The sequence below is a fragment of the Shewanella sp. FeAMO genome (genome assembly GCF_053653955.1).
Window position 1 is genome coordinate 2,222,438 of sequence record NZ_CM132201.1, and the last position, 22,114, is coordinate 2,244,551.

Consider the following 22,114-nt stretch of genomic DNA (forward strand, 5'->3'; position numbering starts at 1 on the left):
AAAGAGAGCGATATTGGCGATTGGGCTTTCTGTCCGGCTTATGCTATGTTGCGCTCTTTTTTCTCGGCCGGTTTCCTGGCCGGGAGCGGGCGCTGAGGCTTTGTCTTCAAAGCAAAAAGCGGCGCCCGGGCCACTTCGAGCCAGCGAAAGCAGGAGGACGGAATGTTTGCAGGTTTTGACTATGGCAGTGCCAACTGCGCCATTGGCGTGATGGATGGGGGCAAGACCCGACTCTTGCCTCTGGCCGAGGATGGTAACTATATGCCGTCGACCATTTATGCCATGGAGCGGGAACTCATTTCCGAATCTGTGCTGCAGCGCTTGCCGTTGGCGGCCCAGGCTGATTTCAAACCCAAACGCGCCGCCGAGCTGAGTCGCGCCCGAACGGCACGCCTGGAACTGGATTTGCTTGCCAACGAGCAAGCGGTATTCATCGGCAATCAGGCGATTGAAACCTATATGGAGATGCCGGAAGAGGGCTTCTATGTTCGCTCGCCCAAGTCCTTCCTCGGCGCTTCGGGCCTGCTCAGCAATCAGATGGCGCTGTTTGAAGATATCGTCACCCTGATGATGCAGGAAATTCATACCCGGGCGCAGCAGAGCCTGAAGCAGGCTATTTCCCAGGTGGTGATAGGGCGACCGGTTAACTTTCAGGGCATTGGCGGCGAGCAGAGCAACCGGCAAGCCGAGGCCATTTTGACTCTGGGGGCCCGGCGCGCCGGGTTCACCGATGTGGCTTTTCTGTATGAGCCTATGGCGGCTGCCCTTGAGTTTGAGTCGACACTCACCCGGGAGCAGCGGGTGCTGGTGGTGGATATTGGCGGCGGTACCAGCGATTGCTCCTTTGTGCGCATGGGGCCTGAGCTTAAAGACAAGAAAGATCGCAGTGACGACTGCCTGGGCCACAGTGGTCAAAGGGTAGGGGGCAACGATCTGGATATCGCTCTGGCGATGGCTGGTTTTATGCCGCACTTGGGGCTCGGCAGTGCGCTGATCACAGGCAAGCCTATGCCAAGGCAACCCTTCTGGAACGCGGTCGCCGTCAACGATGTCAGTGCCCAGCGGGAATTCTCTGCCTTGAGTAGTCGCAAGTTGATTGAAGAGCTGCAGCGGGATGCCAAAGAGCAGGCGAAACTTGCGCGCTTATTGAAGGTGCAAAAAGATCAGCTGGGTTATCGTTTGGTGCGCAGTGCCGAGCAGCTTAAAATCGCCCTGAGCGACAGTAAGCAAGCCGCTATGGATATAGGCTTTGTCGAAGCGCCCAAATCGCAGCCCTTGACTGTGAATGTCGATGCCGCCACCTTTGTGGCCGCCATCGATGAATCGCTCGAAACGGTGCACAAGCTTATCACCCAGGCTTTGGCGGAAGGGGGATGTCAGCCGGATGTCATTTATCTCACAGGTGGCAGCGCCAAGAGCCCGTATATTACCGAGCAGATCCGCGCGCGTTTCCCGGATGTGGCTTTGGTCAGTGGCGATCACTTCGGCTCTGTGGTGGCCGGCTTGACCCGCTGGGCCGAGCGCCTGTACCGTTAAATTGCACTTTAATTGAAAGAGGACTCTTCATGGCACTGAAAAAAACGCCACTCTTGGCTGCCTTGGTCGCTACAGCTGCGACAGGCTTGCTCGCCGGGTGCGGCGATGATGTGGGCAAGGTCAGCCTGGGCGTATTTACCACCAAAGATGTGATCATAGATGCCAAGACAGATCCCAAACTGCCCGGTGTAACCTGTCATATCAGCCGCATAGAGGCCAATCTGGATTTTGCCGACCCATCGGATATGAGTATCAGCTGTCGCCAGACAGGACCGATAACCAAGGCGCAACTGGCCAGTATCGAACTGGGGAAGAAGGGCGAGATAGTATTTACCGAGTCCTTGAGCATCTTGTTCAAGAGCCTCAAGGTGAGACGTATCTATGACAGCGAACACCAGACACTCCTGTATCTGTCCTATTCCACCAAAGAAACCAACGGCAGCCACAAGCACGCCCTGTCCACTGTGCCGCTATGGGGAACCGATGCCTATGAGCCAAGGCCCCAGGCGGTAAACTGATAGGTCAAGATATAAAAAAGAAAAGCCTCGAAATCGAGGCTTTTTTGGGGGTGCTACTGGATTAGAACTTGTAATTTACACCCAGGGTGATGCGCTGACCCAGCATGTCGTAGTAAGCACCTTGGTTATATACGCCTGGCTGGCGAGGTGGGGTGCGGTCAAACATGTTGAGTATGCCGGCGCGAACCTGCAATGCATCAGTGATGTTGTAACGGCTGGTCAAATCAAAAGTGGTATAAGACGGGATGTCGTTATAGTTGTTTTGATTGGGTGACCATTCGTTGTCCAGCACGGTTCCGCTGCGATAGTTGGCTGTCAGCACGGCAGAGAAGTCATTGTAGGTGTAGTCTGTGGTGAAGCGGTGACGCCAGCGCGGACGCTCCTGCTCACCCACTTCCTTGACTTCATCATCGGCGAATCCGGTAGAGTTGAATGAACGCTCTTCCAGATAGGTACTGAACAGGCGGAAGCCCCAGTCACCGAAGCTGGTTTCAAGGCGATAGTTGGCTTCAATATCGAAACCTGAAGTGATACTGGATGCCGAGTTAACCGGCTTCTCATAGTAGTTCACTATCTCATGGGTATCGGGATCACGTTCCAGCAAAGGACAGAAGTCATTATCTATGGTACTGGACTGACTTGACCACTTCAGCACCGCTGAAGCTGTTGATCACATTCTCCATGTCAAACTTCCAGTAATCCACCGTCAGGCTGAAGTTTTCCAGGTAAGACGGGGTGTACACAAAGCCCAGAGTGATGTCGTCTGCAACTTCGTTTTTCAGGTCCTGGTTACCCACAATAAAGCCTGGACGAGTTGAACCGTACCAGTCCTGGGATGGTTCAAAGTCGGTCGGGATCCCTTGAGCCGCACAGTTGGCCAACACATTGTCCAGGTAATCAGGGTTGATCCTGTTCCTGAAGCTGGCAGCACAATAATCGTTGATCGTGCGGAAGGTTTGGCTGGATGGGGTGTACAGTTCGGCAATGTTAGGTGCCCGTACAGACTTGGAACGGTTGGCACGGATGCGCAGATCATCATTCAGCGCCCAGTTGATACCCACTTTCCAGGCAGTATCAGAGCCGGAGGAGGAGTAGTCCATATAACGGAACGCGGTTTCCAGTGTCAGATCCTGCACCAACATCACATCCTGCAGCAGCGGGATGGACAATTCGGCTGATGCCTCGGTCACATCAAACTCACCATAAAGTGGTTGAGACTGGTTGTTGAACAGCAAACCTTCACGCATTGCCGGATCCGGTAGGGTTTCAGCCGTTTCCTTACGGTATTCAACGCTGAATGCCGCTGCGATAAAGCCGGCTGGCAGTTCAAACAGATCGCCGCTGACAGAGGCACCGGCGACGTATTGATCTATCGATGAGCGGCGAATGGCATCTGTGCTGACCCAGTTGTAGGCGGCTTCATCATATTGGCCGCGGCCGAATACGTTCAGAGGCTTACAGCCATTGGCTCGGGCGTATTCGTCACGACATACCAGATTACCGTCGGTATCTTTAATCACATCGACAGCGTCATAGAAGCGCTGCTCGAACATTTCGCCATACCATTCGGTGTCGGCTTGAACATGGCCAACAGTGGCGTAAACGTCATAGGACCAGGTATCGGACAGCGCACCTTCAACACCCAGTGCCAAACGCGCTGTGGTTCTGTCCTGACTGTATTTACGGTTGCCGAAATCAGATGCCAGATAGCCTACGTTTACCCCGGCGCCAGCAGTGGATTCGCCGGCCGTCACCAAAGCCGCCGCTTCGGGTGAGAGCAGGGCATTGTCATCGTACAGACGGAAGTTGAGGAATGCAGGTGAACTTTCACCATAGGCTTCAGACTTGGTGTAGTTGGCCTCCATGGTAAATTTATGATCATCATTGATGTCATAGTTCATCACAGTAAAGAAATTGATCCTGTCCAGTGGTGTCTTGATGAAAGAGTTCTCGGCAAAGTTGTAGCCTTCACCACCGAGATAGTCCACCCGGCCGCTGGTCAGCGGCGGCAGTGGTTGACCCAGATCCATTGGCCGAATTTGACCGTCATCGCTGAAGGTATAACGGGTGCCGTTGGAGACAAAAGTTCCTGTCTTGCTGTATGAAGCCAGTACCTGTTGACCATAGCCCCACATTACTGCCTGCGGATCATTCGGGCCATTGGCATTCTGATTGCGAACCACAATCGGCGCTTCACGCAGGAACTCTCTGTCCATGTATGAAATCTGCCCCTGACGTGACCAACTGATGTTGGTCACAAAGTTGGCTTTACCCAAGTCAGAGCCGAAAGTCAGCGAGGCGTATTCCTCTTCACCACCATCTTCAGTAGGACGGGTGGTAGAAGCATCGATAGCCAAGCCATCAAAACTGGTTTTGGTCACTATGTTGACCACCCCGGCAATGGCATCAGAGCCATAAACTGCAGAAGCGCCACCTGTAGTGATTTCAATACGCTCAACCATGGCGGTTGGGATGTTGTTTAAATCCACGGCGCCTGAGCTTGGCGAGCCGGCTACAAAGCGCCGGCCGTTAACCAGCACCAGAGTACGGTCGGAGCCCAGTCCTCTCAGGTCAGTGTTATTTAGACCACTGGCAAAAACAGTGTTGTTGGTGGTTTCCGGTGACAGACCAACCAGAGTGTTAGGCATCTTATGCAGCAGATCTGCTACGTTGGTAACACCTGCTTCGATAAGGCCATCGCCTGTGATCACTGTGACGGGTGTTGGTGCTATCTCCCCTATACGCTTGATTTTTGAACCTGTGACTTCAATACGTTCAAATGTTTCAGGCTTATCTTCAGCATAACTGAAACCTGTACAAGCAATACTGGTTGCAGCAGCCAGAAGACCGAAGCGAACGGCCTTGGCTGTTGTAGATATGGATGTCATATCTCTCTCCTTGATTATTATTGTAAATTGCCTTGCGTGGCAATGTTTTTATTTTGTTTGTCAAATGTTTCAATGACAAAGATATGATTCAATTTAAACCTAGATTTGGCAACACTTGTCTATATTTATTAATTTAAAATTAATTTAAAATTAACATTTATAAAACAACTAAGGATGAAGAGTTAATCTATTTAAAATCAATATGTTATTTTTGCTCTTATTGCTCTTTAAAACACATTGTTAAATATATGTTTTTATTTAAACAAATTTGCATCACCGATAATAGTAAGCAAATGTTTCTATGCATTTATAAGGTGTGTCGTGCGTTAATTAATTGAGCGTTTGCACTTGTTTGTTTTTTATACGCCTGAGTTTTTGCTGAACGGAATTAAAATAAGGGAACTTTCCGATAGGAACGGGCTCTTTAATAAGGCATGATGTGAGGGTTGCCGGTGTGTTTAATACCGGATGTGTCGTTTTTAACTCCGGGTTACCGGCTTTGCCCCAAGTGAGCAGGAAGCGCTCTTGAGACAGCTGGAGAGAACCGGCGTGAAGTTAAGGGAAGAACATGTCATTTAATCAATCTGTGAGTAGAGGCAAGAGCGAAGCGGCCCAAGAGGGAACACTGACATCCAATAACCGGGTCAGTAAAAAAGACATACGGATAAGCGCTGCACGCAGGCGAATAGAGGATATTCGTGAGCAGATGGCCTTATCCCGTGAATTGGGCGTAGGAGTGTCGGCAGATGAGCTGGACTTTGACTGACGCTAACAGCGATAAGCTTAAAAAGCCCGCATTCAAGCGGGCTTTTTGCTGATTAAGCCTGCATTGCGGTGTGATAACGCTCGAAGGCTCGCTCGAGGTCGGCAATCAAATCGTCCGGATCTTCCAAACCTATATGCAGTCTCACCAGGGGCTTGCTGCTTTCCCACTGGGTTGCCGTGCGCAATTTCTCTATACCGGATATCGCCAGAATAAGGCTCTCGAAGCCACCCCATGAAAATCCCATCTTGAAGTGCTCCATCCCTTCGACGAAGGCGGTCATCGCCTGGCGGTTACCCTCTTTGAGCACAAAGGAAAATAAGCCGTTGGCGGCGCTGAAGTCACGCAGGAAAAACTCGTGCCCCGGGCAACTGGCAAACGCCGGGTGGCGCAGGTGATCCACTTCCGGGCACTGCGCCAGGAAATTGGCCACTTTGAGGGCATTTTTTTCATGTTGCGCCATTCTCACCCCCAGGGTTCTCAGGCCCCTGGCCGCCAGAAAGATATCGTCTGCAGAGGTGCATTGGCCCATGAGATAGCTGTTCTCTCTCAGGGTATCCCAGTGTGCTTCATTGGCGGTCGCCGTACCCAGCATCACATCCGAGTGACCCACTATGTACTTGGTAGCGGCCTGAATCGAGATATCGACGCCCATCTCAAACGGGCGACAATTGATGGGGGAGGCCCAGGTGTTGTCCAGCATGGTGACCAATTGATGCTCATGCGCGATGCGGCACAGGGTCGGTACATCCTGGACTTCCATGGTGATGGAGCCGGGAGATTCCAGAAACAGCACTTTGGTATTGGGGCGGATAAGCTCGCGGATACCGGTGCCAATCAAGGGGTCATAGTAACTGGTTTCAATCCCCAGCCCCTGGAGCAGCTTGTCGCACAGATCCCGGGTGGGCTCGTAGACACTGTCTACCATCAGCAAGTGATCACCGGCCTTCAGAAAAGACAGCAGGGCGCCACTGATGGCCGCAGAGCCTGAAGGGTAGAGCGCAGTGCCAACACCACCTTCGAGTTCGGCAATGGCCGCCTGAAAGGCAAAGTGAGTCGGGGTGCCGCGGCGGCCATAGAACATCTCCCCTTTGGCGCGATTGGCCGTGGCGTGGCGCATCTGTTCCATGCTGTCAAATACGACGGTTGATGCTCGAAACACGGGAGGATTGATCACTCCCTTGCTCCACTTTTTGTCCCGGCCGAGCGAGACCAGCTTGGTGGCTTTCTTCATGGATGCAACTCTTGTCTGTGATTGCGGGGCGAGCGCCCCTTTGAGGCATATTAACATTGAATCTTGTCATTGCCAGTGCGGCGGGCTTGAGACTTGTTCAAGTTGTCCGCGGCTTAAAGCAGCGGCAGGCTGACCCGAATTTCGACACCTGAGCCGTCGCTCAGGTTGCTGGCACTGATATGGCCGCCATGGAAGGCGGTGATAAGCCTGGCGATATAAAGTCCCAGTCCCAGATGAGGTTTGGACTGCATCGTTTGTGGCCGCACTGAGACCATGGACTCGAAGATCTGCTCGGTCATGTTTTCCGGCAACAGTGGCCCTTGGTTTTCCACCCTGAGCAGAGCCTGTTTGCCCTGCACCTTGAGGCTGATGCGGATATCGGTATCGGCTTTGCTGAACTCAATGGCGTTGGTGACCAGCTTATCCATCAGCTGGGCGACATATTCAGGCACGCCACGCATGGTCAAAGGTTCATCCGGCAACACCAGCACGAAACCTTGTTCCTTGTAAGTCATCTGATACCCGGCGACGCAGCCTGCCACAACCTTGGTCAGTGGGAATTCATCTATCTCGGCCTGGGACAGGGACTCCTCGAGCCGGGTGGCTTCGCTCATGTTGGCGAGGATCAGCCACAAGCGATTGACCCCTTCCTGGGCGCGGTCGACGTACTTGGCCGTGTCCTTGTCCAGTTGCTGCAGACTCAAGTGCTCCAATGAGCTGCGTACCACGGCCACCGGGGTTCTCAATTCGTGGGATAGCCGCGAGGACATGTTTTCCAGATAGTGGGTATATTGCCCCAATCGGTTGACGATATTGGCAAAACTGCGCGACAGATCGCCAATTTCATCGCGCACTTTTGAAGGTGGAATGGTGTCGCGAACCCGCCCCTGGCTGTCGATGGCGCGCTCGGCCTGATCCCTGAGTTTGCGAATGCGGCTGGAGATCCCGGAGGCAAACACAAACAGTGCCAGGGTTCCCATGGCCATCACGGTCAGGATCACATTGAACAGCTTCTCCAGTGCCCGGTTACGCAGGGTACGGATACCATGGGTGGTTTCCTCGGCAACCACGGCGCCCATCACCTTATCGTCAATCCAGATGGGGCTGGCCGCCGCCAACACCACCGCCTTGTTATCCGGTGTCAGGCGCCAGGTGGAGGCCATCTGGCCATTCAGCGCCCGGCGAATATGGCTACCGCCGAGTTCGGTCGAGTCCTGCAGTGAGTCGATAAAATCCATAGGCGGCTTGGTCAGCACTGTGTAGTAGATGGGGTGTAGATAGTCGTGTTCCAGTTTGCCAAAGAAGCTTTCCGGTTGCCGCTCCTCCTCGACCGAGCGGGTCCAGACACTGGAATCGGCGCGAATATCGCCCGACTTGGCCAGCACCCGGCCATGGACATCCACCACCCATATCCGCGAGCTGTTATGCCCCATACCTTTGATAATACTTTCAATTTCCGGTGATGGTACCAGAACCGTCCCCAGCTTGTCGGCGCGGTCAGTGGCCGAGGTACCAACTATGGCTTCCAGCCTGCGGCTCTTTTTGTCGTTGACATCATGAATGGCAAAACTGAGTTTACTGCCCACCATCTCCAGCGGCATTCTGAGTTCAATATTGTAACCCTTATCGGTTTTCAACCACTGGCCCTGAATGCGGACCTCTGGTGTCACCGGGGCGCTGAGCGCCGGATTTTCAGGCAACTCGAAGGCGCTGAGCCAGCCATCGTGCTTGTTGGCTATGGTGTAGCGGCGAAAACGGCCATCCGGGGCCAGGGTGGCGATAGCCAGATAGTCGTTGCGATCCACACTCAGGCTGTTGCGGCCGCGGTAAATCACCTTTGGATCCGTTACCTCGAAAAAGCCGTAAAGGTAGCCGCCATATTTACCTACCATATGGGTAAAGCTCAGCGTTGACTGGCTGTCACTCAAGCGCATCAGGGTATGCTCTTCGCCATAGGTCATGGCGCGATGGCGGTAGGCCTCCCAATCATTGAGGCGGCCATCCAGCTGAATGGGGCCGTTGAGCGGATAGGCGTAGAGATCGCGGCCCTTTTCTACTTGATTGAGGAAACTGGCCTGGCTGTCGAACAGCCTGGGTCTTTCATGTAGCGCCGTAGCCAGGGCCTGAGTGGTTCCTTCCAGGGTTTTCTCCTGGCCGTGACGCAGATATTTCTCCATCTCCCACACATACTGATAGCCAAGCCAGGGCAGGCACAGCAAAAACAGCGACAGTACCAGAGTCTTGGTTCTGAGGCCTATTGGCGGGTGATAGGAGGGAAACTTCAAGATTCGGGATCCCAGCGATAACCCATGCCATAGACGGTATCAATGCAGTCAAAGGCCGGATCGGCGGCGATAAACTTGCGCCTGATCCGCTTTACATGGGAGGTAATGGTGCTGTCATCGACATAAATCTTGGCTTCCTGCATCAATTCGGTGCGGCTGCGCACATGGCCGGGATGTTTGGCCAGGGCGTACACCATCCAGAATTCGGTCACTGTCAATTCAATCGGCTGCTGTTGCCAGTATACCTGAATTCGGTTGGCATCTATGGTGAGGGCGCCGCGCTCCATCAGGGTATCGGCCGGAGCGCTGCTGCCGGCGAGTTCGCAGCGGCGAAACAGCGCCGCCAACCGCGCCAGTAAATGGGGAAAACTGACATCTTTGCTCAGGTAGTCATCGGCACCCAGACGCAGGCCACAAACCGTATCGAAGTCGCTGTCTCTGGCGGTGAGAAAAATAATCGGCAGGGTGCCCGACATCGCCCGCAGCGACTGGCACAAGGTAAAGCCACCATCGATTTCATGCTCCAGACCTATGTCAATAATGGCCAGATCCGGTAAGCGGGTGTTGAAGGCCTGCATGGCCTCGGGGCGGTTGGCGTAAGTCTGCACAGAGTAACCCTGTGATTGCAGCACATCTTTGTAGTTTTCTCTTATTGCAGCTTCATCTTCCACTATGGCAATGCGTTTCATCTGCCTCTTGTTCCTGCCGAGCCGTGAATAGCCGTGACTATACAGGATTTTAGCCGTGAAAAAAGCGATCGCTTCCAATTGCCATTTTGTTGCCACAATTGATAGCCAAAGTGCCATTTTTGCTCCCCAGACTTGCCATTTCAATGGGGTTTAATCATCTCAACGACGAGGAACGCTGCCAACTGGGCAGCAGGCTCTACAAGACAAAAGGAATCGAGATGATGAAAAAGACCCCCATAGCCTCCCTGATCATGGCATCACTGTTGCTGACTTCTTCTCTGGCGCACGCCGACAGCCAGCCAAACTTACCGACTCAGGAGAGAGACCACAACGAAGAGTTGGTTGGTTTTGGCACAGGCGCACTGCTGGGCGCCGTGGTTGGGGGGCCTGTGGGGGCCGTTATCGGTGCCTTCACCGGTGGCATAGTGGGTAAGTCTGTGGGCGATGACGAGCAGCTCAAGAGTCAGCAGCAACAGCTGGCCGAGCAAACCGAACAACTGGCGAGTCTCAGTGAGAAGCAGCGAGCGCTGAAGGAGTTATCGTTGCAATACGCCGATGCCCAGAGTCGCCTCAATGCGCTTTCCCGCGACCGAGCTGACCAGCTCGAAGAGTTGATAGTGGGTATGAATGTGCAGTTTCGTACCGGCACCGCCGAAATCGAACCCCACTTTGCCCGCCAGCTGGACGATTTGGCCTATGCCATGAGCCTGTCGCCTGAGCTGATGTTGGATCTGACCGGTTACGCCGATCGCCGCGGTAATTCTGATTACAACCAGACGCTGTCCGAGCAGCGAGTTGAGGCGGTGAAAAGTTATTTGGTTAGCCAAGGCGTTGCCGAAGAGCGTTTGCAAACCCAGGCTTTTGGTGCCAGTTCTCCCCTCAGTGCCAAACAGAGCCGCGAGAGCGACTTCTTTGACCGTCGGGTCACGCTGAAATTGCAGACTCAGGGAGCTGCTCTGGCAGCCAATCAACAAAGCGGTAATTGAGAGGGAGCGGCAAAATGAATATGGATATCCCTCGGCAGGAAAACGAGCAGTTTCAGAGAATGCCCGCCGCCAGTCACAGCGATTCTGATACTTATTTATGCAGGGCCGTTAACGCCCTGCAATTTTCAGGCTTTGCCCTGCTGGCACTGCTGGTGTTCAACCTGGTGAGCTCGGTTGAAGCCTGGGCCGAGAATGGCCCCCAACTTGCCGAAGAGCCTGCAAGTGCGCAGGCTCAGGAAGATACCCTTCAACTGATTGATAATCCGCAATGGCCAGGTGCCGGGGTGCTCGCCTTCGGCGACACCCAGGCCCCGGCACTGGCAACCGAAGTCAGCATGAACATCAGTGGCTGGAGTAACAGAGTCAGCGTCACCCAGTCATTCACCAATGATACCCAGGAGTGGATCCACGGCCGTTACCTGTTCCCGCTGCCCAATGAGGCGGCGGTGGACAGCATGCAGCTGAGAATAGGTGAGCGGATCATCGAGGGGGTTATTCAACCAAAGGAAGAGGCCAAGCGCACTTTTGAGCAGGCCAAGGCTCAGGGCAAGCGCGCCAGTTTACTGAGTCAGGAGCGGCCCAACCTGTTCACCACTCAGGTGGCTAATTTGGCCCCGGGGGAAACCCTTAAAGTCAGCTTCAGCTACCAGCAGGCATTGGATTACCGTGATGGTCAGTTCAGCCTGCGCTTTCCCATGACCCACACGCCCCGTTATCTGCCTCAAAGCATGCTGCAAAGCTTCAAGGGCGTGGAAGAGGCGGCGCGGTTGTTGAGCCCTGTGATTGAAGCCGCGGGCCTTGAAAAGATGTTCACCGGCGCTGATAGTGAGAGCTCTGAGCCTATAGGCACCCAAGCGCAAAGCGGTGGCCAGGAGAATCGTCTCAGTTTGGATATTATCCTGGATGCCGGTTTTCCCTTGCTGTCGCTGGAATCCCCTTATCATGCTATTTCCCAACAAACCCTGAGTGATGGCCGTATCCGGGTGCAGCTGCAACAAGACAATACCAAGGCCGACAGCGACTTTGTGTTGCAATGGCAAGCGGATCCGGGCGCCAAGCCCGCAGCGGCGCTGTTCAGCCAGCAAGGCCAGACCCATACCCCAGCACCTTCTTTAGCGCAGGCCGAAGGCCAAGCTGCCAGGGATGAATACAGTCTATTGATGTTGATGCCTCCACAGAGCAAAGAGGTGGCCAAGCCCTTGCCCAGGGAGCTTATTCTGGTGATAGATACTTCGGGCTCCATGGGGGGAGATGCAATTGTTCAGGCCAAACAGGCATTGCTGTATGCATTGAGCAGTCTCAAATCGGAGGACAGTTTCAATGTTGTTGAATTCAATTCTGCAGTGCAGACCATGGCGGCCAACTCTTTGCCGGCGACGGCCCACAATATAGGTCGGGCACAGCAGTTTATTCGTGCCCTGGAAGCCAACGGTGGTACCGAGATGGCCAAGGCGCTTGAGTTGGCATTGAACAATGATTTTGCCGCTCAAAATAAAGTCGGCACGCAAGGTGAGATTAAGGCGCTCAGGCAAGTGATTTTCATGACGGATGGCGCCGTAGGCAATGAACAGGCGCTATTTGAACTGATTAAAGACAGGCTCGGCGAAAACCGCCTGTTTACCGTAGGCATAGGCAGTGCCCCCAACTCCCACTTTATGCAGCGCGCCGCAGAGCTGGGGCGTGGCAGCTTTACCTATATTGGCAAGATGCAGGAGGTGGAGCAAAAGGTGGTTGCCTTGCTGGAAAAAATCTCCGCTCCCAGGATCACAGATGTGTCGCTGCGCTACCCTGACGGCACAGTGCCGGATTACTGGCCGGCACAAATTCCGGATCTCTATCAGGGTGAGCCGGTATTGGTGAGCATCAAACAGCGTAGCAATGCCCACAAGGCCGTTATCGTATCCGGTCTTATCGATGGCCAATTCTGGCAGCAGGAGCTGGCGCTCAATGCCAAGGCTGATCCCAAAGGGCTGGATCTTATCTGGGCCAGAAAACAGATAGCCGCGCTGGAGCTGGCCAAAGATGCTGCCAACAGTGAACGCATTGAACGCCAGGTCACAGCGCTGTCGCTGAAGTACCACTTGGTCAGTCCGTACACCAGCCTGGTGGCAGTGGATGTCACCCCGGTCAATCCGGACGCCGCGGCGACCCGGGAAGGGCAAGTGGCCAGTCATGCGCCCAAGGGCTGGCAGGGTAAGTTGCCGCAGACCGCCACCGACAGCCGGCTGATGTTGCTGCTGGGGTTGGCAAGTTTGCTGGCGGCGCTGATGCTGGCGGCTTTCCCCAGGGCCTTTGGCCGCCGTGCTTGTGAGGAGGCGGGGCGATGAGCCAGGCTGAGCAGGCCCTGACAGCAGGCGCTATGCCCTCGGTCAATAGGGGGCGCTTTAGCGATATCTGCTCAATAGTGATAGTTGTTCTGGTTGTGGCAGGTTCGGCCATGCTGTTTAAAGGAGGATATATGCAAGCCAAAGCCATGTTCGCCCAGTTCTTGATTGAAAAGGCCTGGGCCAAGAGTCTGACTGACGGCCAGGCACACAAACCCTGGTCCTGGGCCGATACCCACCCCACGGCCAAATTGTGGATAGGCAAGCATGAGCCACTCTATGTGCTGGCCGGGGCCAGTGGCCGTAATCTGGCCTTTGGACCGGCGCAGATGCTCTCGGGAGCCGGCGCCGGAGAGACAGGCAATACAGTGATTGCCGGTCACAGGGATACCCATTTCGCGATTCTGGCCGGGGCTAGGGTGGGGCAGGAGATCCGCTTGCAGGGCATGGATGGCCAGATCCATTTTTATCGAATACGGGCTACCGCAGTCGTGCATGAATCTGAGACCCGTTGGTTGATGGGCAGTGATGAGCGGCTATTGACGCTGATCACCTGTTATCCCTTCGACAGCCTGAGCGGCGGCGCCGAGCTTAGATTTGTGGTGCAGGCAGAAGCCTTGCAAACGCTGGCGGTTTCAGCCTGATATCGGCATCACCCGATTGCGGCCCAAACGCTTGGCGTCATAGAGCAAGGTGTCGGCGCGTTCGGTAAGGGATTGGCGGGTATCCATTTGCTGCCACTCGGCAACCCCGAAGGAGGCGCTGATATTGCTGATGAGCTGGCCCTTGCGCCTGTCTCTTACGCTAACCTTCTCCAGTGCCCGTCTCATGGCTTCGGCCAGTTGGCGGGCCACTCTCAGCTGACTGGTCGGCACCAGAATAGCGAACTCTTCACCACCGAAACGATACAACTTGGTGCCGTCACGGCAACTATCCTGCAGACGCTTGGCCACCGCCTTGAGCACCTGGTCCCCCAAAAGATGCCCATATTCATCGTTGAAACGCTTGAAGTGATCCACATCCACCAGAATAAGGCAGCAGCCCTTCGGCGACTGACTCAACAAGCTATCGAAGTCGGCATCGAAGGCACGGCGGTTAAGGCAGCCGGTGAGGGCATCAAACAATATGTCTTTTTCGGTGTTTTGCAGCTGTAGCCGCAGACTGTCTATCTCCTGCTGGGCCTTGCTCAGTTGCGAGCTCAAATAATCCGTGCTGCTGCGAATATCATCCGAGTCTTTCACCAGGGCTCTGACCATGCCCATTACCTGCTCAAGATCCATGGCGTCCTGATCCAAGCGGCTGATACGGCCAAAGTTACGCTCGATTTTGGCGCGAAAACTGTCGGCATCGCAGCTGGTATCCTTGAGTGACTGAGACAGCTCGGTCGCTATCGCCTCCATACTCTGGCGCATATCTCTGACATCCAGTTCATCTTCCGGGGCCAGATGATGACGGTAGAGGAGTTCCGCCGTGGAGGGCGGACAGGTGTTGTACTGGCTGACGGCTTCATCCAGGCTGGCATTGAGTGCCGGGTTGCGCTCGCTGACATAGGCATACCAGAGCGCATAGTTGACCGGCGTTGTCGGTATCTGATGTTTTAACATCAACGGCAAGGCTTTTTTCAGGTATTGGGCGGCTTGTTGAAGCAGAGTCATGGCCATAGGGGAACTCATTGTCAATGCAATTACCTATTCAGCTTGACATAAATTAAGCCGCTTGTGGATCCAAAGGCTCACAGAATGTCACCTTGTTGCGCTGATTGCCGAATGCTGCCCCGCTGTTACAATGGCTGAACAAAATAGATAATAGCAAGGAATGAAGTCGTGAAATTTACCTCTGTGTGTGGCCTATTGGCCACACTGTTAACGCCCGCTCTGGCGTTGGCCGCCCCCTTTGAGCTGGATGAATCCAGTTATCGCCAGGATGTGAAAACCCTTGCCAGCGACGCTTTTGGAGGCCGTGCGCCTCTGTCGGCCGGTGAACAGCTGACCTTGGATTACCTTACCGAGGCCTTCAAGGAGATGGGGCTTGAGCCCGGGTTTGGCAACAGTTATCTGCAAGCCGTGCCCATGGCCAGGATCACTGCAGATCAGAATATGCAGCTTAAGCTGGGCTCAATGAGTTTCAGCAACGGTGAGGAGTTCACCGCCCGCACTCAAAGAGTGACGCCCAAGGTGGAGCTGCAAGACAGCGAGGTGGTATTTGTCGGCTACGGTATCAATGCCCCGGAATACGGTTGGAATGACTTTGAAGGCCTGGATGTTCGTGGTAAGACGCTGATTGTGCTGGTCAATGATCCTGGCTTTGCTACTCAGGATCCCATGATATTCAAGGGCAATGCCATGACCTATTACGGTCGCTGGACCTATAAATATGAAGAAGCGGCCCGCCAGGGCGCCGAAGCCGTGTTTATTGTGCATGAAACTGCGCCCGCCGCTTACGGTTGGGGAGTGGTGCGTAACAGCAACACCAATACCAAGTACACCCTGGTGGATAAAGATAACAACGCATCATCGGTTGGCGTGATGGGGTGGATCCAGCACGATAGCGCCAAGAAGCTGTTCAGCCAGGCGGGTCTGGACTTTGATACCTTGAAGCAACAGGCGGTCAATAAAGGCTTCAAGGCGGTGCCGTTGAAACTCAAGGCCAATCTGACCTTGAACAACAAGATAGAACTGGCGCAATCCCACAATGTGGCGGCCTTGTTGCCTGGAACCGAGCACAAAAATGAATACTTGGTGATGCACGCTCACTGGGATCACCTGGGAAAGACCATTGAAGATGGCAAGGAAGTGGTGCTCAACGGCGCTGTGGATAACGCCTCAGGTGTGGCCGGTGTTCTGGCACTGGCAAAGCATTTCAAACAGCAAAAGGGCATTGATGCCCCGAAACGCTCGATTCTGTTCAGCGCTTTTACTGCCGAGGAAACCGGACTCATTGGCGCCCAGTACTTTGCCGAAAATCCTCCGGTTCCCACCAAGCAGCTGGTGGCATTTCTCAATATAGACGGCATGAATATGGGTAAAGGCGTGGATTACATCCTGCGTTATGGTGAGGGCGTGTCAGAGCTGGAGCAGTATTTGAATGATGCTGCCAAAGGGCAGGGACGCAACGTCAAGGCCGATCCCCGGCCGCAAAATGGCTTGATGTTCCGCTCGGACCATTTCGCTCTGGCCAAGGAAGGGGTACCCGGCTTGCTGTTTATGAGTTTGGGGGATACAGACCCGGATTATATTGCCCATAAATATCATAAGGCAGCCGATGATTATGACCCAAGCTGGAGTCTGGATGGGGTTCGGCAGGACTTGGCCTTGATAAGCGATATCCTGGCACGGTTGGCCAATAACAATGACTGGCCCCAATGGCTTGAAGACTCGGACTTCAAGAAGCGCCGGGCTCAGGATCAGCGCTGAGTTTGGTGGCAGGTGTGACTCAAAAAGGGTTACACCTGTCCATGCTTCTTGTCACTTGAAAGCGTAATTAATTGAATGCCTTTGTTTTTCATGGCTGCTCGACACAGGCATGCACCAGAAAACTGGAGTGGAAGTATTTGGGAATGTATTTGGACAGCAGATAATTGAAGAAACCTACTCGTTTCCACTCTTTGAAATCGGCGTAATGCGCGACTGAAATCACCTTTAGCTTTCCATGCCATTGCTCAATCTCCCGTGGCGAGTCGAGCGCCAACTTAAAACCGGCACCGGCATATTTTACGCTGTCGTGGTTATCTGAATTGTCCCTCATCCAGCGACTGATACCGTCGAATAGAATATGGCAACCAGGAAAGCTGCTGGCCAGTTCTTGAAGCAACTGTTGTACCTGACAATTGTCGAAGTACATCAGCAGGCCTTCAGCAATAAAAACAAAGGTTGCGCCCTGATGACGGGCATTGAGTTCATCCATCCAATCGCTATCAAATACAGAAGCACTGATGCATGTCTCACAACTGTCCGCAGGAAGGAGCTGCTCTCTGAGGGCAATCACTTCAGGCAGATCCAGGTTGTAAAACGAGGCCTTGTCTTCCATCGTGTTTCCCATCAGCATTTGAACCCTCTGAAAGCGGGCATCGAGCCCGGCTCCGAGGTTGACTACAACACAGGACTGCGCCGCAGCGATAATATCCGCCGTGAGTCTGTCAAAGTAACCCGCGCGGATGGCGACCCCTACTGAGCTCAATACAGATTGGTCAAAACTTGAGAAGTCATAATCAAATTGTTCGATAAGCGCGCAGGCCCAAGGATCTGAGAAGAAGGCATCTTTCAGTTTGGATTGGCACGATTTCATATAGAGCGGGATAAAAAGTGTTTGGGCGATAGGATCATTTAGCCCTGTGACTGCCAGCTTGTTACTCATCTTTGCCTCCTCCCTCATCCTTTCTGTTAAATGATAACCATTATCAGATGGGTAACTGTGAGCAAGAGTGGATTTTTATCAAACTCACTTTTTGAGAGGCTTGGCAGGCGAGAGGACTGGAATACTTGGTGATTGTCGGCAAAAGATAGTGGATGACAGCTTTGACTCGAGCTGCCAATAAGCGACTATGGTCAGGGAAAGGGGGCAGGAAAAAGCGTCAGGAAAAAGCGTCAGGAAAAAGCGTGATTGTACCGTCAAGCGGAGAACAAGTTCAGAAACGGTAGCTGATCGATAACATAGGGCCGATAAAACTATAGTAGAGGTTGTAGTCGGCCACTTTTACCGCGGCGTCCGATGCGCTCTGACGCACATCCACATCCACTTTGTAATAGTTATAGGCCAAGGTGATGTCCCAACGATCACTCAGGGTGGTTTTCATGCCGGCTCTGATATCGACCAGTGAGCCCTTGAGATCATCAAGGCGCACGGAAAAATATTGGGCATGCAAATTAAATTGCCAACCGGGTGCCAGCTCATAGTCACCAAAGAGGCCAATATTCGGCAAAGGTGCGGTAACGCTTTCATCCACCAGTCTGGGAATGGGCTGGGCGCTGCAGATATTGCCGCTGAGCTCTGAGGTGGCACAGGCCCCGATTGAACCTTCGAAGCTGCTTTCAATGAACATGGTATGCAGCCCTACACTGACCCCTATGTTATAGCCGTTGCCTTGAAACAGATCATAGCCATAGCCGATGCGGGCTATATCGATATTGAGCGTGGTGCCCAGCTGGCCACCGGCCTTGACATCATAGACGGTATCGTCAATCTGGACCTGAAATGGTCGACTGACCGCTTGAGTTTCAGCGCTGCGGTGTAGTTGTTTCCAGTCAAAATAGATGTGGTGTCTATCGTTGAAACGGTATCCCAATTCAAACAGAGGCAGAAACTCGTTTTCCGCCAACTGCAGATCAGACTCAAAATCCAGATCGAAATCGTTGCCGACCAAGGGATCGGTAACTTGCATATTGGTGTCGGACTGAGAGTAGAAACCACCAATATTCAAGCTCCACTCGCCGGCTTGGGCTTGGGTAGTGGCGCAGCAGAGCAGGGCGAGTGTCAGCGACAGTCTCAAACCTGAATTGTTAATAGAGTGTGGTGTCAACAATGGGTAATCTCTTTTCGTTACTCAGATAATCCAAGTGCCTTCTCAGAGATTCCTTTTCCGGGATAAATCGGCACGTGCGCGGTTTGAGTGCTTGCCAGCTGTAGCTTGCAGGATGACACTTCTTGTATTTTCGAATGCTGAAAATCCGCGCGACTGCAAAGAGTCTAAACCAGAATGATGGTTTTTGTGAATAGAATGTTTACAAATGTGTGGTTTTTTATGATCTACCACAAAAAAGCGCCCCATAAAGGAGCGCTTCAGTCTGATATTAAAGCTCGTGTTCGGATCAGGCCTCGGACTCGCTGCTGTCGCTTTTCTTGGAATCCTTGTTGAACATGCCCAAACGGATGCGGATAAAGTGCAGTATTTGTGCTGCTATATCCAGGTGGAGACAGGACTCCAGTCCTTCAAAGCCCGGCGAGGAGTTGGCTTCACAAATCTTGTAGTGACCGTTGTCAAACAGCAGATCTATCCCGGCAACATCCAGATCCAGTATGTTGGCTGTCTGGGTTGCCAGCCACTCTATTTCAGGTGTGACCGCAAAGGGGCTGGCTGAGCCACCGGCGCTGACATTGGCTTTGAAACTGTCCTCTTGGCCGCGTCTCTCGTAGCAACCTGCTACCCGGCCACCTATGGTGAAGACTCGCAAGTCCCGGCCATGGCTGTTGGAGATAAACTCCTGCAGAATGATGTTGGCATTCTTGTTGGTGGCCTCGATAAGCTGCATCAGATCATCGAACTCACGTGCCTTGTGTGACAGAAACACGCCGCTGCCTTGCGAGCCGGACAGTGTCTTGATCACCACAGGGAAACCCAAATGACGTTCAACCAGGTCAACATCAACCGGGAATTTCACCAGCATGGTCTTGGGCGTTGGCAGATTCTTTTCAGCCAACAGTTGCTGGGAAAACAGCTTGTCCTTAACGGTTTCTATCGCCTTGGAAGAGTTGAGGCAATAAACACCAAGACGTTCCAGGTGGCGGATAATCGCCAAGGCAAAATAGGTGGTACCCGAGCCCATACGGGGAATAATAAAATCGGGCAACTCTACTGGTTGCCCGTTCAGTAAAATACTCTTGTTGTCCTCTCGGGTCACTGTGAGGTCAAACTCATCGGGAGCATAGACCTCAAGTTCGATATTGTCGGCCTTGGCGGCCTCCAACAATCGGTTTATTTCATACAATTCAGGTTTTAGCTGAGTCGCGGTCTCTTTATATAAAATCCAACCACGCATTTAGTCGCAAACCCTAATTTTCATTGGTCATCCTCAAGTTCAGGCTCATCCTGAACATCGTCATCTATCATATCGTCAATATACTCAGCATCGGCCTTTTTCACTAAAGTGGTGCCGACTACTGCGTAGAAAGGCTTCCCAGAAGCCAACTTGACATACTTTACCCAGATCTTTTCCAACAAGCTACCGGGAGCGGAATTTCCGCGGACAACTTCAACAAAATGACTCTCCTCCGGATTCCGGGGGGCTTGGCGTCCCTCCGCCAGAGCCTGCATGGCAACGCCATGTTTTTCGAGTAATTCTGCTTCGTTGTAAGTAAAATCCCCGCTGCGGCGAAAGCCTTTGGGGAAGTTCTTGTCGTCATAGAAACGGCGTTCGCTGACGAAACTCTCATTGGCGGCTTGTTGCACAGATGCACTCTGCAGTGCCGATGGTGAAGGAGTCGTGGTCAACATGGCGATATTCCTTACAAAATGGTTCTTGAGGAGATTTGCAAGCAGAGTATTGGCTAGTATGATTGATTTATAAATCAAAAAAATTTGTCTATGACGATAAAGAATTTTTTATGGACACGGATTTACTCAAGACATTTCTGGAAGTTTCCCATACCCGCCATTTTGGGAAGGCCGCCGAAAACCTCTATCTGACCCGCAGTGCCGTATCTTTCAGGGTTAAGCAGCTGGAGAGTATTCTCGGGGTCGAGCTGTTTGAACGGCAGCGAAACAACATACAACCGACCCCGGCCGGGGTGCGGATGCTGGCGCATGCCGAAGCGGTACTGACCGCCTGGGAGCGGGCCAAACAGGATATCTCCCTGAGTGAACACCAGTCGGTGCAACTGGTTATCGGTGCGGCGCCCAATATCTGGGACGCTTATCTGCAGGGATATATGCAAGGTTTACATCAGGGGCTTGCCGGAGTGGCGCTGCGCACCGAAATTCTGGCACCGGCGGCCATGACCAAACAGTTGATGGACCGAACGCTGGATCTGGCCATTGCCTTCGATCCCCCTAAGCTGGAAGAGTTTGAGTTGTTGCAGATAGGGGAGGTGTCGCTGCATCTGGTGAGCACAGAGGCGGCTTCCTCCGTCGATGAACTGACGGACAGGCATTACATCAAGGTTGATTGGGGCACGGCATTCAATATCCAACATGCCAGAGACTATGCCGAGTTGCCCATTCCTGTGCTGCATACCGGCTCGGCTCGTATTGCGCTGGACTTTCTGCTCAATAATGGTGGCAGTGCATTTTTGCCGCAAAACATGATTGAACCTTATCTGGCAAAAGGAGAGCTGTTTGTGATTGATGATAAAACACCGCTCAGGCGTAATGTCTATGTAGCCTACTTGCCGGGCAACGACCGCCTGGAGCAGATACTGCAAGCGGTCAACTACCTCAGAAGTCAGTTCTAAACTTGGCCGGGCATTGAGCGTTTTGCCTTGATGCCCGGTTGCCTTACTACTGAAGCATTCAAAATACCAAAGCGTGCATTCAACATACCAAAGCGCTTTAGAACACCAAAGGCCAGATAACCACGGCCCAGGTCAGGCCGCATAAACACAGGCTGATAAAGACCGCCGCCGAGGCAATATCTTTGGCCTGGCCACTCAAGGGGTGAATTTCATCACCCACTCTGTCGACCACGGCTTCAATGGCCGAATTCAACAGCTCGGTAATAATGACGATAAATACCGTCGCTATCAGTAGTATTTTTTCTGTCTTGGCCACATCCAGATATAACGCCAGCGGGATCATTAACAATGCCAATACGGCTTCTTGACGAAAGGCGGCTTCATGTTTCCAGGCGGAGCATAAGCCCTTGATGGAAAAGCCGGTGGCGCGGAAAATGCGTTTCAGTCCATGATTGTTGGCGGGTTTCATATTCTCTCAATTCTTGATCTGTGGCTATGGCCGGTTGCTGTATAAAGACCCGCTGAACCGTGAAAGGTTCCTGGGTTAATGGGGTTGCAACTTGTCGCTTCCTTTATTGACCTCGCGTTGGTCACTAGTGACTAATTTGACTATTAGTGCAGTGGCGCTGAGGTTTCCAAGGTGCGGCGGCATTATAGCAGCTCATCTTACCGCTGATATAACAGTTACTGCACCTACCACGGGTGTTTGGCCGTTATTATGCCAAGGC

The 22,114-nt window shown here is 53.1% G+C and carries 19 protein-coding genes; 8 read left to right on the forward strand and 11 right to left on the reverse strand.

Features of this window, described 5'->3' with window-relative positions; translation table 11 throughout:
* Positions 1 to 162 precede the first annotated feature (162 nt).
* Both yegD and ACWAU4_RS09950 read left to right on the forward strand, forming a co-directional pair.
* Positions 163 to 1,536, forward strand: coding sequence for a molecular chaperone (gene yegD, locus ACWAU4_RS09945; protein WP_454290554.1), 1,374 nt, complete (start codon positions 163 to 165; stop codon positions 1,534 to 1,536).
* A 29-nt stretch (positions 1,537 to 1,565) separates the two neighbouring features.
* Positions 1,566 to 2,054 (forward strand): CreA family protein, encoded by a 489-nt coding sequence (locus ACWAU4_RS09950; RefSeq protein ID WP_144168495.1) that lies wholly within the window; start codon positions 1,566 to 1,568, stop codon positions 2,052 to 2,054.
* Positions 2,055 to 2,115: 61 nt separating this feature from the next.
* Here the strand turns inward: ACWAU4_RS09950 and ACWAU4_RS09955 are convergent, their stop codons facing one another.
* Both ACWAU4_RS09955 and ACWAU4_RS09960 read right to left on the reverse strand, forming a co-directional pair.
* A complete protein-coding gene (locus tag ACWAU4_RS09955; protein WP_454290555.1) occupies positions 2,116 to 2,709 on the reverse strand; it encodes a TonB-dependent receptor domain-containing protein in 594 nt (197 codons plus the stop codon).
* Positions 2,672 to 4,942: a TonB-dependent receptor plug domain-containing protein gene (locus tag ACWAU4_RS09960; RefSeq protein WP_454290556.1), complete on the reverse strand. Its 2,271-nt coding sequence runs from the start codon at positions 4,940 to 4,942 to the stop codon at positions 2,672 to 2,674. Before ACWAU4_RS09960 ends, ACWAU4_RS09955 begins: the two co-directional genes overlap by 38 nt.
* A 568-nt stretch (positions 4,943 to 5,510) precedes the next feature.
* Between ACWAU4_RS09960 and ACWAU4_RS09965 the strand changes: the two genes are divergently transcribed.
* The gene (locus ACWAU4_RS09965) at positions 5,511 to 5,708 is read left to right on the forward strand and encodes a PA3496 family putative envelope integrity protein (protein ID WP_025009524.1); all 198 of its coding nucleotides are present in this window, start codon (positions 5,511 to 5,513) and stop codon (positions 5,706 to 5,708) included.
* Between the two features lie 52 nt (positions 5,709 to 5,760).
* Here ACWAU4_RS09965 and ACWAU4_RS09970 read toward each other — a convergent pair whose 3' ends face one another.
* The 3 genes from ACWAU4_RS09970 to pdsR all read right to left on the reverse strand — a co-directional run bounded on the left by ACWAU4_RS09970 (position 5,761) and on the right by pdsR (position 9,913).
* A complete protein-coding gene (locus ACWAU4_RS09970; RefSeq protein ID WP_208125880.1) occupies positions 5,761 to 6,939 on the reverse strand; it encodes a cystathionine beta-lyase in 1,179 nt (392 codons plus the stop codon).
* Between the two features lie 113 nt (positions 6,940 to 7,052).
* Positions 7,053 to 9,224 (reverse strand): proteobacterial dedicated sortase system histidine kinase, encoded by a 2,172-nt coding sequence (gene pdsS / locus ACWAU4_RS09975; protein WP_025009525.1) that lies wholly within the window; start codon positions 9,222 to 9,224, stop codon positions 7,053 to 7,055.
* Positions 9,221 to 9,913, reverse strand: a complete 693-nt coding sequence (gene pdsR, locus ACWAU4_RS09980) for a proteobacterial dedicated sortase system response regulator (RefSeq protein WP_025009526.1) — start codon at positions 9,911 to 9,913, stop codon at positions 9,221 to 9,223. Before pdsR ends, pdsS begins: the two co-directional genes overlap by 4 nt.
* A gap of 218 nt (positions 9,914 to 10,131) precedes the next feature.
* On the opposite strand from pdsR, the gene pdsO reads away from it, so the two are divergent.
* The 3 genes from pdsO to ACWAU4_RS09995 are packed head-to-tail and all read left to right on the forward strand — an operon-like array spanning position 10,132 to position 13,867.
* On the forward strand, positions 10,132 to 10,899 hold the full coding sequence (gene pdsO / locus ACWAU4_RS09985; RefSeq protein WP_096141672.1) for a sortase-associated OmpA-like protein PdsO: 768 nt from the start codon (positions 10,132 to 10,134) through the stop codon (positions 10,897 to 10,899).
* 14 nt (positions 10,900 to 10,913) lie between these two features.
* A complete protein-coding gene (locus ACWAU4_RS09990) occupies positions 10,914 to 13,226 on the forward strand; it encodes a marine proteobacterial sortase target protein (RefSeq protein ID WP_208125882.1) in 2,313 nt (770 codons plus the stop codon).
* A gap of 32 nt (positions 13,227 to 13,258) precedes the next feature.
* Positions 13,259 to 13,867: a class GN sortase gene (locus ACWAU4_RS09995; protein WP_037436504.1), complete on the forward strand. Its 609-nt coding sequence runs from the start codon at positions 13,259 to 13,261 to the stop codon at positions 13,865 to 13,867.
* On the opposite strand, the gene ACWAU4_RS10000 is transcribed toward ACWAU4_RS09995, so the two are convergent.
* The gene (locus tag ACWAU4_RS10000) at positions 13,859 to 14,884 is read right to left on the reverse strand and encodes a GGDEF domain-containing protein (protein WP_208125890.1); all 1,026 of its coding nucleotides are present in this window, start codon (positions 14,882 to 14,884) and stop codon (positions 13,859 to 13,861) included. The genes ACWAU4_RS09995 and ACWAU4_RS10000 overlap by 9 nt on opposite strands.
* A 162-nt stretch (positions 14,885 to 15,046) precedes the next feature.
* On the opposite strand from ACWAU4_RS10000, the gene ACWAU4_RS10005 reads away from it, so the two are divergent.
* A complete protein-coding gene (locus tag ACWAU4_RS10005; protein ID WP_025888395.1) occupies positions 15,047 to 16,636 on the forward strand; it encodes a M28 family metallopeptidase in 1,590 nt (529 codons plus the stop codon).
* Between the two features lie 88 nt (positions 16,637 to 16,724).
* Here ACWAU4_RS10005 and ACWAU4_RS10010 read toward each other — a convergent pair whose 3' ends face one another.
* From ACWAU4_RS10010 to ACWAU4_RS10025, 4 genes are all read right to left on the reverse strand, one after another.
* Positions 16,725 to 17,576, reverse strand: coding sequence for a class I SAM-dependent methyltransferase (locus tag ACWAU4_RS10010; RefSeq protein WP_208125891.1), 852 nt, complete (start codon positions 17,574 to 17,576; stop codon positions 16,725 to 16,727).
* A 271-nt stretch (positions 17,577 to 17,847) separates the two neighbouring features.
* Positions 17,848 to 18,741 (reverse strand): hypothetical protein, encoded by an 894-nt coding sequence (locus ACWAU4_RS10015; RefSeq protein ID WP_370628788.1) that lies wholly within the window; start codon positions 18,739 to 18,741, stop codon positions 17,848 to 17,850.
* A 286-nt stretch (positions 18,742 to 19,027) separates the two neighbouring features.
* Positions 19,028 to 19,975: an ATP-grasp domain-containing protein gene (locus tag ACWAU4_RS10020; RefSeq protein ID WP_025009532.1), complete on the reverse strand. Its 948-nt coding sequence runs from the start codon at positions 19,973 to 19,975 to the stop codon at positions 19,028 to 19,030.
* A 20-nt stretch (positions 19,976 to 19,995) separates the two neighbouring features.
* Positions 19,996 to 20,430: a MaoP family protein gene (locus ACWAU4_RS10025; protein WP_025009533.1), complete on the reverse strand. Its 435-nt coding sequence runs from the start codon at positions 20,428 to 20,430 to the stop codon at positions 19,996 to 19,998.
* Between the two features lie 110 nt (positions 20,431 to 20,540).
* On the opposite strand from ACWAU4_RS10025, the gene hdfR reads away from it, so the two are divergent.
* Positions 20,541 to 21,386, forward strand: a complete 846-nt coding sequence (hdfR, locus tag ACWAU4_RS10030) for an HTH-type transcriptional regulator HdfR (protein ID WP_025009534.1) — start codon at positions 20,541 to 20,543, stop codon at positions 21,384 to 21,386.
* A 97-nt stretch (positions 21,387 to 21,483) separates the two neighbouring features.
* Here hdfR and ACWAU4_RS10035 read toward each other — a convergent pair whose 3' ends face one another.
* Positions 21,484 to 21,855 (reverse strand): diacylglycerol kinase, encoded by a 372-nt coding sequence (locus tag ACWAU4_RS10035; protein WP_025888399.1) that lies wholly within the window; start codon positions 21,853 to 21,855, stop codon positions 21,484 to 21,486.
* Positions 21,856 to 22,114: the final 259 nt, after the last annotated feature.